The 11,981-nt window shown below is 71.6% G+C and carries 8 protein-coding genes; 2 read left to right on the top strand and 6 right to left on the bottom strand.

The annotated features are described in order from the left end of the window. Positions 1 to 2 precede the first annotated feature (2 nt). The 6 genes from HEP81_RS29880 to HEP81_RS29855 form a co-directional block, all read right to left on the bottom strand. Positions 3 to 539 (bottom strand): hypothetical protein, encoded by a 537-nt coding sequence (locus tag HEP81_RS29880; RefSeq protein WP_037658236.1) that lies wholly within the window; start codon positions 537 to 539, stop codon positions 3 to 5. Then, positions 524 to 1,657, bottom strand: coding sequence for a ParA family protein (locus HEP81_RS29875; RefSeq protein WP_078967494.1), 1,134 nt, complete (start codon positions 1,655 to 1,657; stop codon positions 524 to 526). The genes HEP81_RS29880 and HEP81_RS29875 overlap by 16 nt, the downstream gene beginning before the upstream one ends. Positions 1,658 to 2,083: 426 nt before the next feature. Next, the gene (gene ald / locus HEP81_RS29870) at positions 2,084 to 3,208 is read right to left on the bottom strand and encodes an alanine dehydrogenase (RefSeq protein WP_037658232.1); all 1,125 of its coding nucleotides are present in this window, start codon (positions 3,206 to 3,208) and stop codon (positions 2,084 to 2,086) included. Between the two features lie 136 nt (positions 3,209 to 3,344). Further along, positions 3,345 to 5,432, bottom strand: a complete 2,088-nt coding sequence (locus HEP81_RS29865; protein ID WP_037658229.1) for a tetratricopeptide repeat protein — start codon at positions 5,430 to 5,432, stop codon at positions 3,345 to 3,347. A gap of 285 nt (positions 5,433 to 5,717) precedes the next feature. Then, complete coding sequence (locus HEP81_RS29860; RefSeq protein ID WP_037658226.1) at positions 5,718 to 6,347, bottom strand: NUDIX domain-containing protein; 630 nt, start codon at positions 6,345 to 6,347, stop codon at positions 5,718 to 5,720. A gap of 83 nt (positions 6,348 to 6,430) precedes the next feature. Continuing rightward, entirely contained in the window at positions 6,431 to 8,080 is a 1,650-nt protein-coding gene (locus HEP81_RS29855) for a CTP synthase (protein WP_037658223.1), read from the bottom strand. Positions 8,081 to 8,694: 614 nt separating this feature from the next. On the opposite strand from HEP81_RS29855, the gene HEP81_RS29850 reads away from it, so the two are divergent. Both HEP81_RS29850 and HEP81_RS29845 read left to right on the top strand, forming a co-directional pair. Continuing rightward, positions 8,695 to 10,497, top strand: coding sequence for a glycoside hydrolase family 15 protein (locus HEP81_RS29850; RefSeq protein ID WP_037658221.1), 1,803 nt, complete (start codon positions 8,695 to 8,697; stop codon positions 10,495 to 10,497). Positions 10,498 to 10,548: 51 nt separating this feature from the next. After that, positions 10,549 to 11,931: an FAD-binding oxidoreductase gene (locus HEP81_RS29845; RefSeq protein WP_037658218.1), complete on the top strand. Its 1,383-nt coding sequence runs from the start codon at positions 10,549 to 10,551 to the stop codon at positions 11,929 to 11,931. Positions 11,932 to 11,981: the final 50 nt, after the last annotated feature.

Below are 11,981 nucleotides of genomic sequence, written 5' to 3'. Positions count from 1 at the left end.
CGCTAACGCCCCCGCAGCCGCCGTACGAGGATGCTCGCGTCCCCGCGGGACTCCAGGTCGGCCAGCACCACGGCCACCGCCTCGCGCACGATGCGCCCGCGGTCCACCGCGAGCCCGTGCTCGCCCCGGAGCACCAGCCGGGCGTGCTCCAGGTCCATCAGCTCCTCGGCGGAGACGTACACCGTGATCTTCTCGTCGTGCCGCTCGCGCCCGCTGGGCCGCCGGTTCGCCGCCCGGCCCCGCTTGCGCGGCTCGGCGGCGGAGCCGTCCGGTGCGGGCCCCCGGCGCCGGGCGCGGGACTCGGCGTCGGCCGGTTCGGCCTCCGCCGCCACGTGCTCGGCGCCCTCGCCGTCCCCGTTCCGCACGGGCACGGCCTGCGGCGCGTCCTCGGCGGCGGCCACGTCGTCGCTGTCCTGCGCGGGCGCCGGCACCCGGGCGTCACCGCCCGCGGCGCGCCGGGGCGTCGACGGCTGGAGCGCCGTCCCCCCTGTCGTACGGAAGAGTTCGTCGGCCCCCGGCAGACTCACTCGGCGTGACACCGGGCGAGCACCTCCCTGGCGAGCTGGCGATAGGCGGCGGCACCGACGGAGTTGGAGGCGTACGTGGTGATCGGCTCACCGGCGACCGTGGTCTCCGGGAAGCGGACCGTACGCCCGATGACCGTGTGGTAGACGTGGTCGTCGAAGGCCTCGACCACCCGGGCCAGGACCTCCCGGCTGTGGACCGTGCGCGAGTCGTACATGGTGGCGAGGATGCCGTCCAGCTCCAGGTCGGGGTTGAGCCGTTCCTGGACCTTCTCGATGGTCTCGGTCAGCAGGGCCACACCGCGCAGCGCGAAGAACTCGCACTCCAGCGGCACGATCACCTTGTGCGCGGCGGTCAGCGCGTTCACCGTGAGCAGGCCGAGCGAGGGCTGGCAGTCGATCACGATGTAGTCGTAGTCGGGCAGCAGGGGCTTGAGTGCCCGCTGGAGCGTGGACTCGCGCGCGACCTCGGAGACCAGCTGGACCTCGGCGGCCGACAGGTCGATGTTGGAGGGCAGCAGGTCCATGTTGGGGACCGCGGTCTTCAGCAGGACCTCGTCCGCGGCCATGCCCCGCTCCATGAGCAGGTTGTAGACCGTGAGGTCGAGTTCCATGGGGTTGACGCCGAGACCCACCGACAGCGCGCCCTGCGGGTCGAAGTCCACGAGCAGTACCCGTCGGCCGTACTCCGCGAGCGCGGCACCCAGGTTGATGGTCGACGTGGTCTTGCCGACGCCGCCCTTCTGGTTGCACATCGCGATGATCTTCGCGGGGCCGTGATCGGTCAGCGGGCCCGGGATCGGGAAGTACGGCAGCGGGCGACCGGTGGGACCGATGCGCTCACGGCGCTGGCGGGCCGCGTCGGGCGCGAGCGTGGCGGCGTACTCCGGATCGGGCTCGTACTCGGCGTCGGGGTCGTAGAAGTGCCCCTCGGGCAGTTCGTCGTAGTCGGCGAGTTGGTTGTGGGGCGCGCCACTTCCGTCGCCGGCCATGGCGTTCACGTGATGGCCATCCATGCTCTGGTGTGCTGTCCGGGGCATCTGAGTTCCCAGACTCTGGTGGGCTGCGAAGGTGCGCACAGCTACGGAGCCGACAGCCTCGAATCCCGCGGGCCCCTGGCCCCCTGCGGGCATTCCTGGTTGACCACCCCCGGGAGAAAATGTCGACTCATTCACAAGTCGTCTTACCTCCTTGGTGACCAGGAAACTTCTAGACAAGGTCAGCGTGGCACCATGCCGACGGTTGGCGACTCTATGGCGTGTCGGCGGTCCGCAGCAACACAATCCGCCGGACCCGGCAGGATGTGTCGGCAATGAAACATGTCGCTGTCAAGGGCGTACGGCCGTCGCACAGCAGGTTTCACCGGGGTGCGAATCGGTTGAACGGTTACGTTCGAGGCGAGTTGACCGAGCGTCGCAAAGTGACCATACACACATCCGGCCGGACCTTGTCGGGCAAGGTCCGGCCGGGCGTGGGCGGTTGACGAGACGTGTTGACGAATCGCCTTTTACCGGTGGGCCACTGAGCGACTCACCAGGTCGTGCGCCGGGTCGCGAGGGTCAGCCGAGCAGCGCGGCCAGCTCGATGTGCTCCAGGCCGTGGGCCTCGGCGACCTCCTTGTAAACGACCTTGCCGTCATGGGTGTTGAGACCCCGGGCGAGCGCGGCGTCGCGGCGCAGCGCCTCGACCCAGCCGTTGTTGGCGAGGGAGACGATGTACGGCAGCGTCGCGTTGGTGAGCGCGTTGGTGGAGGTGTTCGGCACACCGCCGGGCATGTTGGCGACGCAGTAGAAGACCGAGTTGTGGACCTGGAAGGTCGGCTCGGCGTGCGTGGTGGGACGGGAGTCCTCGAAGCAGCCGCCCTGGTCGATCGCGATGTCGACAAGGACACTTCCGGGCTTCATACGGGCGACCAGCTCGTTGGTGACGAGCTTCGGGGCCTTGGCGCCCGGGATCAGCACCGCGCCGATGACCAGGTCGGCCTCCAGCACGGCCTTCTCCAGCTCGAAGGCGTTGGACATGATCGCCTTGACCTTCGTACCGAAGATCTTGTCGGCCTCGCGCAGCTTGTTGATGTCGCGGTCGAGCAGGGTCACGTCGAAGCCCATGCCGACGGCGACCTGGGTGGCGTTCCAGCCGGAGACACCGCCGCCGATGACCACGGCCTTGGCCGGGGTCACACCCGGGACACCGCCGGGCAGCACACCGCGGCCGCCGTTGGCGCGCATCAGCTGGTAGGCGCCGACCTGCGGGGCCAGCCGGCCCGCGACCTCGGACATCGGGGCGAGCAGCGGGAGCGCGCGGTTCGGCAGCTCGACCGTCTCGTAGGCGATGGCGGTGGTGCCGGACTCGATGAGCGCGTCCGTGCACTCCTTGGAGGCGGCCAGGTGCAGGTACGTGAAGAGGATCTGGTCCTTGCGAAGGCGGTGGTACTCCTCCGCGATCGGCTCCTTGACCTTGAGCAGCAGGTCGGCGGCGGCCCAGACCTCGTCGGCGGTGTCCAGGATCTGGCCACCGGCGGCCACGTACTCGGCGTCCGTGATCGAGGAGCCGAGGCCGGCACCCCGCTCGATGACGACCTGGTGGCCGTTGCGCACCAGCTCGTGCACGCCGGCGGGGGTGATGGCCACCCGGAACTCGTTGTTCTTGACCTCGCGGGGGATGCCGACCTTCACGTCGATCACGGTCCTTGGCTCAGAGGGTTTGGGGGGTGCATTACGGATGTACCCAGACATGCCCAGGCATACCGGGAGACACCGCAGGAGCATGCGGCAGAGCCAGTTTAATGAAGGTGTTCCGCCTGTCTAGCCTTTCATTGCATCAATCTTCATTGGATGCACTGCGGATTTCGCAGGCGTTCGCGTCCTGTTCCTGGCTTATGGCCTGCTGGGAGGGCCGCTCCGGTGCCTCCTCGCCCAGGAGACGCCCGGCCGTGGCCCGGTGCAACCGGGCCGCCGTCGGGTCGCCGAGGCGCTCCAGGGTGTCCGCGAGACGCAGCTGCAACGCGGCCTGGAGCCGGACGTCGTCCGCCCGCCGCGCCCACTCCACCGCCTCCTGGCAGGTGCGCAGCGATTCCTGGGGGCGCCCCGCGTACTCCTGGACCCGGGCGGTCTCGCTCAACGCCCGTGCCAGAGCGGCCACATCGCCGCCCTTGCGGTAGGCCGCGCAGGACGCCCGCCAGTTGCGCAGCGCCTCGCCGTAGCGGCCCGCGTAGGTGTGGGCGGTGGCGATCCGGCCGTAGAGCCGCGCGGCCTCGGCGCGCTCACCGCGGGCCAGCCGGTCGGCCAGCGCGCGCCCGAACCAGTCGGCGGCCCGGTCGTAGTCCCCGAGCTCCAGATGGGCACCGCCTACGGATTCCATCGCGCGGCCGGTCGCGTACGGGTCGTTCGCCTCGCGTCCGGCGTCCAGCGCGGCCCGGTAGCGGGCCAGCGCGCCCTGGGTGCGGCCGGTCTGGGCGTCCAGATCGCCCAGGTTCAGCAGCGCCGCCGCCCGCTCCCTGGGCAGTCCGCGCCGCTCGGCGACATCGAGGACGAGGCTGTGCACGCCGTACAGATCGACGGCGGCCGCCTGGGTGCCGACATGCGCGGCCAGCGCCCTGACCAGCTGCGACAGCAGCCGCCTGGCCAGGGTGTCCAGCTCTCCGTCGGCCACCGCGAGCCGGGCGGAGGCCAGCAGCGCGGGCTTGCGGACGCGCAGCCAGTCGGCGGCCGCGCGGGGGTCGGCGAAGCGCAGCGGCCGGGGCAGGCCCTGGACCTTCTCCCGGGCCCGGTCGCTGTCCGTCTCGGTGATGGCCCGGCAGGAGTGCAGCAGCCGTACGGTCCGCTCCAGCATCCGCGCCCGGGCCAGCTGGAGCTCCCCCGGGCGCTCCTGGGCCTCGGCGAGCGAGCGCAGCAGCGGATGCAGCCAGCCGGGGATGTCGTACTCGGCGAGCGGCGAGTCGACCGGGCGCAGCAGGCCGAGGGCGACGAAGTCGTCCAGGGTGGCGCGGGCGGCCTCGACGGAGCAGCCGGCCAGCGCGGAGGCGGTGTGGTCGTCCACCGGGCCGGCCGGGGCGAGACTCAGCAGTCGCAGTATCCGGGCGGCGGGACCGGGCAGTTCCTCGTGGATCAGCCGGAAGATCCGGGCCAGCGGGCTCGCGTCCGCCTCCTCCGCGCCGTCCTGCGGGTAGCTGTGCATCCGCTTGGCGAGGTCGGCGACGGACGCCTTGGGGCGGGCGGCGAGCCAGCCGCCGGCCAGCACCAGCGTGGCCGGGTGGCCCTGGCACGCCTCCACCAGGCTCTCGGCGGAGCGCGGGTCGACGGTGATGCGGACCGAGCCGGTGGAGCGGGTGAGCAGTTCGAGGGCGGACTTGGTGTCCAGGCCGCCCAGGGTGCAGGGGCGGACGTCCGAGATGCCGGTGAGCGGGCCCTTGGAGACGGCCACCACCAGGCAGTCCGGGGCGTCCGGGAGCAGGGCGTCGACCTGTTCGGCGCCGGCCGCGTCGTCCAGGAGGAGGAGCTTCCTGCGGTCGGCGAGGGCGGTGCGCAGGGCTTCGGAGAGGTCGTCCTCGGCGGCTCCGGCCGGGGCGGGCACACACAGCGCGCCGAGCAGTTCGCGGGCGGCCCGCTCGACCGGTACGGGGGTGCCGTCGGGCTCGGCGAGCCGGGCGCGCAGCACCCCGTCGGGGTAACGGTGGGCGACCTGTCGGACGAGCTCCTCGGCGAGGGTGGTACGGCCCGATCCGGGGCGGCCCGCGATCAGCAGCACCCGTGCGCGGGGGGCCTTGCGGCCGGCGAGGGTGTCCAGGCCAGCGCGCTCGATGTCGGCGCGCAACTCCTTCAACTCCCGTGCGCGGCCCAGGAATTGGTTCCCGTCGGCCGAGGGCGCGGACAGCCGCGCATCGCCTGTGTCCACCGCCTGATCCGTCACGGGCCACACTCCCGTCCCACACCGCACGCGCAAGCCCGCCGGATCTTCCGGTACGGGCGTTCAAGAGCCTAGTTCACTCTCTGCGACGTTCCGCTCGGAGCACGACGGGGACGGCGGGGACATCGCCCGATCGGATCAGGCGATGGTCACACCAATGCGTGCGAAGGTCCCGGGGACGGGGTCCGGGCGACGGCGGCCGGCCCGTGAGGGGCGGGGCGGTCAGGACGTGAGGGGGGCGTTCAGGGCAGGGGAGGCCGGGCGTTCAGGAGGTGAGAGACCGGGCGGTCAGGATGCGAAAGGCCGGGCCGGCCACTCCGCGTCCGCCGGGCGCAGCGCGTCCAGGCCGTCCCCGCCGCGCGCGGCCACCAGCGAGAGGACCCCGACGACCAGGCAGTTGTTGTGCACATCACCGGCGAGAATCCGGCGCACCAGCTCGTCGACCGGCACCCGGGCGTACGCCATGTCGGTCTCCTCGTGCTCCACCGCGAAGCGCTCGCCCTCGGCCTCGGACACCCCGCGGGCGAGGAAGATCCGGACGGCCTCGTCGCAGCCTCCGGGGGTGGTGTAGACGTCGGTCAGCACCCGCCAGTCCTCGGCCTTGACGTGGGCCTCCTCGTACAGCTCGCGCTGGGCCGCGTGCAGCGGGTTCTCGCCGGGCACGTCGAGCAGTCCGGCCGGGATCTCCCACAGCCTGTGCCGCACCGGGTGGCGGTACTGGTTGATCAGCAGCACCCGGTCCTGCTCGTCGAGGGCGAGGACGGCGACCGAGCCCGGGTGGACCTGGTAGTCGCGGTGGACCACCGAGCCGTCGGGCATGACCACGTCGTCGGTGCGCACCGAGGTCTTGTTGCCGACGAAGGGGGTGTCCGTCGCCCGGATCTCCCACTCCTCGGGGGTGTCCTTGATCGTCGTCATGCCCTGTCCTTCCCCATGTGCGCAGCCGGCCGGGGCGCGCTCCGTTCGGATGCGCGCGCCCCGGCCACCGTACAGCGCCTGGGTTACTGGGCGATCTTCCGCTCGACGGCCGCCTTCACCAGACCGGCGAAGAGCGGGTGCGGGCGGGTCGGACGGGAGCGCAGCTCCGGGTGCGCCTGGGTGGCGACCAGGTAGGGGTGCACGTCACGCGGGTACTCGACGTACTCCACGAGCTTGCCGTCCGGGGAGGTGCCGGAGAACAGGATGCCCGCCTTCTTCTCCAGCTCCGCGCGGTAGGCGTTGTTCACCTCGTAGCGGTGGCGGTGGCGCTCCTCGACGTACTCCTTGCCCTCGTACACCTCGCGCACGATGGAGCCCTCGGCCAGCTTGGCCGGGTACATGCCCAGGCGCATGGTGCCGCCCATGTCGCCCTCGCCGGCCACGATGTCCAGCTGCTCGGCCATGGTGGAGATGACCGGGTGGGCGGTGGCCGGGTCGAACTCGGTGGAGTTGGCGTCGGCGATCTCGGCCAGGTTGCGCGCGGCCTCGATCACGATGCACTGGAGGCCGAGGCAGAGGCCGAGCAGCGGGATCTTGTTCTCGCGGGCGTAGCGGATGGCGCCGACCTTGCCGAGCACACCGCGGTCGCCGAAGCCGCCCGGGATGCAGATGCCGTCGACGCCGGCGAGCTGCGCCTTGGCGCCGGCCGGGGTCTTGCAGTCGTCGGAGGTGACCCACTTGATCTTGACGCGGGCGCGGTTGGCGAAGCCGCCGGCGCGCAGCGCCTCGGTGACCGACAGATAGGCGTCGGGCAGGTCGATGTACTTGCCGACCAGGGCGAGGGTGACCTCGTGGTCGGGGTTGTGGACGCGGTCCAGCAGATCGTCCCAGGTCGTCCAGTCCACGTCCCGGAAGGGCAGGTCCAGCTTGCGCACGACATAGGCGTCCAGGCCCTCGGTGTGCACGACCTTCGGGATGTCGTAGATCGAACGGGCGTCCGGGCAGGCGACGACCGCGGCCTCGTCGACGTCGCACATCAGCGAGATCTTGCGCTTGATGGCGGTGGGGACCTCGCGGTCGCAGCGCAGCACGATGGCGTCCGGCTGGATACCGATGTTGCGCAGGGCGGCAACCGAGTGCTGGGTCGGCTTGGTCTTCAGCTCGCCGGAGGGGCCGATGTAGGGCAGCAGGGAGATGTGCACCACGAAGACGTTGTCCCGGCCCACCTCGTGACGGACCTGGCGGACGGTCTCCAGGAACGGCAGCGACTCGATGTCGCCGACGGTGCCGCCGACCTCGGTGATGACGACGTCCACCTCGTCGGTGGCCATGCGCCGGATGCGGTGCTTGATCTCGTTGGTGATGTGCGGGATGACCTGCACGGTGTCGCCGAGGTACTCGCCGCGCCGCTCCTTGGCGATCACCGTCGAGTAGACCTGGCCGGTGGTGACGTTGGCCGAGCCGTCGAGGTCGCGGTCGAGGAAGCGCTCGTAGTGGCCGATGTCCAGGTCGGTCTCGGCGCCGTCGTTGGTGACGAACACCTCACCGTGCTGGAAGGGGTTCATCGTGCCCGGGTCGACGTTCAGGTACGGGTCGAGCTTCTGCATCACGACGCGCAGTCCGCGGGCCTTGAGCAGCATGCCCAGGCTGGAGGCGGTGAGGCCCTTGCCGAGCGAGGAGGCGACACCCCCGGTGACGAAGATGTGCTTGGTCGTCGTGGATTTGGGCGGCATGGCCAAGAGGGGGCTCCCGTGGTCGCTGGCTGTCGTGCGGTACGGCTGTACGTCCCGGATCGCTCCGAGGGTGCCGTCGCTGCGGTTCGGGGGTTTTGGGCCCACCGGTCCACGGGCTACCAGGGTATCAGCGCCCGGAGGCGATGGCTTCCGGCCACGCTCCGTACACGGATGCGTCGACTTTCGGCCACCTTGCGCACGGGGGTGCGCACGGCGGGGCCCGCACCGGCCCGTACCGGGGAGGTACGACGCCACAGCTCCCCCAGGCGTCCGGGGCATGAGCACAGTCCCGGCGGGCACACACGATCATCACCGGGGGGTCACTCATTCGGCTCACACGGGTTGCCCGGAGCGGCACGCGGATCCTGTGGGTGCGTCGTATCCTGCTCGGACATTCCCTGCCGGGCCCGGCCGGACGACGGCACACCCCCGCCTGGATCCCCCGGAACAACGAGAGCGCGGCAGTTCGTTGAGCAAAGACTGTCGTTTTGCCTCAGGGCTCGGCGGGCTGCTTTGCTTCACCGCTCAACGACGCACAACAACGAACCCTTGACCGCACTAGCGACAGCCCCCTCGCGCGGGGGTGTGACGTGGCCGTTCGACTGGAGTTGCACGTGGCCGGGCGCATCGAAGACTACGCACTCATCGGAGACATGCAGACCGCCGCACTGGTCTGCCGGGACGGCACGGTGGACTGGCTGTGCCTGCCCCGCTTCGACTCGCATGCCATCTTCGCCGGCCTGCTGGGCACCGAGGAGCACGGCTTCTGGCGGCTCGGCCCGGCGCACGCGGCCGACGCCCAGCCGCCCGCGGCCGCCCGCCGGGGCTACCGGGGCGACTCGCTGATCCTGGAATCGGAGTGGGACACCCCGCGCGGCACGGTCCGCGTGACCGATTTCATGCCCCCGCGTGACGGCGCGCCCCAGCTGATCCGGATCGTGGAGGGCGTCACCGGCCGGGTGCCGATGCGCTCGGCGCTGCGGATGCGCTTCTCCTACGGCCGGGTCGTGCCCTGGGTGCACAAGCACGAGGGCCGCACGGTCGCCGTCGCCGGGCCCGACTCGGTGTGGTTCGACACCGAGGTCGAGACCTACGGGAAGTCCCTGACGACGTACGCCGACTTCACGGTCGCCCCGGGTGACCGGATCGCGTTCACGATCTCCTGGGAGCCCTCGCACAAGCGGCCGCCCGCCCTGCCGGAGCCCGAGCAGTCGCTGGAGGCGACGGAGAGCTTCTGGCGCGAGTGGGTGGAGCAGTGCACCTACCACGGGCCGTACCGCGAGGCCGTGATCCGCTCGCTGATCACCCTGAAGGCGCTGACGTACGCGCCCACCGGCGGCATCGTCGCGGCCCCCACCACCTCCCTGCCCGAGGACATCGGGGGCGTGCGCAACTGGGACTACCGCTACACCTGGCTGCGCGACGCCGCGATCACCCTGTCCTCGCTGCTGCGCACCGGCTACCGCGAGGAGGCCCGCGCCTGGCGCGAGTGGCTGCTGCGCGCGGTCGCGGGCGACCCGGAGAACCTCCAGATCATGTACGGCATCGCGGGCGAGCGCGAGCTGGGCGAGGCCGAGCTGGACTGGCTGCCCGGCTACGAGGACTCGGCCCCGGTCCGGGTCGGCAACGGCGCGGCCCACCAGCTCCAGCTGGATGTGTACGGCGAGGTCACCGAGGCCCTGCACCTGGCCCATATGACCGGCCTCGCCCGCAACGACTACGCGTCCCTGCTCCAGCTGAAGCTGATCCGGTACCTGGAGGACCACTGGCAGGAGCCGGACGAGGGCATCTGGGAGGTGCGCGGCCCGCGCCGGCACTTCGTGCACTCCAAGGTGATGGCCTGGGTCGCGGTGGACCGCACCATCAAGCTGATCGAGTCCGGTGACGCGGACGGCCCCCTGGAGCGCTGGCGCGAACTGCGCGACGACATCCACCGGGACGTGTGCGAGAGGGGCTACGACAAGGAGCGCAACACCTTCACCCAGTCCTACGGCTCCCAGGAGCTGGACGCCTCCCTGCTGCTGATCCCGCAGATGGGCTTCCTGCCGCCGGACGACAAGCGCGTGATCGGCACCATCGAGGCGATCCAGCGCGAGCTGTCCACCTCCGACGGCTTCATCCTGCGCTACCCCACCGAGGGCCAGTCCGAGGGCGTGGACGGTCTGCCGGGCGACGAGGGCGCGTTCCTCGCCTGCTCGTTCTGGATGGCCGACGACCTCGCGATGATCGGCCGCGTCGACGAGGCCCGCAAGCTGTTCGAGAAGCTGCTCGCGCTGCGCAACGACCTCGGGCTGCTCGCCGAGGAGTGGGACCCGCGGCTGCAACGCCAGGTGGGCAACTTCCCGCAGGCGTTCAGCCATGTGCCGCTGATCGACACGGCACTGCGGCTGACGGCGTCGGGGGCGTACGGGGGTTAGCCACCCTAGGCTGGAAGCGCACGAATCCCCCTTCCCGGAAGGGGGCCTGCCATGGCGCCCCGTTCCAAGGCCCGTGCCGCCCTCGCCGCTCTCCGTGCGGATCTCACCGGCGATGCCCTCGCCCCCGAGGACCCCGGATACGACGCCGCCCGCGCCGTCTTCAACGCGATGATCGACCGGCGCCCGGCCGTGATCGCGCGCTGCGCGGGCGCGGCCGACGTCGTCCGCGCGGTGCGCTTCGCACGGGAGCTGGATCTGCCGGTCGCGGTGCGCGGGGGCGGGCACGGTGTGGCGGGCGCCGCGCTCGGGGACGGCGCGCTCGTGGTGGATCTGCGCCGGATGCGCGGGGTCACGGTCGACCCGGTGGCGCAGGCGGTGCGCGTCGAGGGCGGGGCCACGATGAGCGAGCTGGACCGGGCGACCCAGCCGTACGCGCTGGCGACGACCGGGGCCCGGGACTCCACCACGGGGATCGGCGGGTACGTCCTCGGCGGCGGCACCGGCTGGCTGGACCGCGCCTTCGGGCTGGCCGCGGACAACCTCCTCGGGGTGGAGCTGGTGACCGCGGACGCCGAGCGGACGCAGGCGAGCGCCGATGAGAACCCGGAGCTGTTCTGGGCCCTGCACGGCGGGGGCGGCAACTTCGGCGTCGCCACCGCGCTCACCCTGGAACTGCACGAACTCCCGCTGTTCTGCGTGGCGTCGCTGCTCTTCCTGCCGGAGTACGGCCCCTGGGTGGTGCGCGCCTTCCGGGAGATCCTGCGCACCGGACCGGACGCGCTCGGCGGGGCGGTGCTGTACCTCACCGGCCCTCCCGCGGATTTCGTGCCGCCGCGTCTGGTGGGCCGCCGGCTGTGCCTGGCCCTGCTGACCTACGCGGGCGGCGAGGAGGAGCTGCGGAGACTCGCCGGACCGCTGCTGGCGGCGCCGCACGCGGCCCAGGTCCTGGGCCCGCTGCCGTACGCCGAGGCGCAGCGCATGCTCGACGCCCCGGCCGGGCTGCGGAACCACTGGTCGGCGGAGTGCCTCGGCTCGTTGCCGGACGACGCGGTGGACGCCTACTGCGCCCTCGGCGACCGCATGCCGGCCCCGACCCTCACCCGGCACGCGCTGCTCCCCCAGGGCGGGGCGCTCGCATCCGGTCCGCACAGCTACCCGGTGCCGTACCGGGACGCGCCCTGGGCCGTGCACCCGGCCGCCAGCTGGGCGGACCCGGCGGACGACGAGCGGTGCATCGGCTGGGTGCGCGAGGCGCGGGCCGCCGTCCGGCCCTGGACCACGGGGGACGTGTATCTGAACTTCATCGGCGACGAGGGCCCCGAGCGGGTCAGGGCGGGCCTGGGCGCGGGCAGCACGCTGCGCCTGGAGAAGGTGAAAAGGCGCTACGACCCCGACAACGTCTTCCGGTTCAACCCCAACATCAGGCCGGTGTAGCACTCGCCCGCACACGGAGATGTTGCTGAGGCGTTTTCGCAGGTAGCGTC

This window comes from Streptomyces griseofuscus, assembly GCF_014673495.1.
In the GTDB taxonomy this organism is placed as follows: domain Bacteria; phylum Actinomycetota; class Actinomycetes; order Streptomycetales; family Streptomycetaceae; genus Streptomyces; species Streptomyces murinus.
Note: the sequence above shows the minus strand (reverse complement) of the source record. Positions and strands in the feature narration are given on the sequence as shown.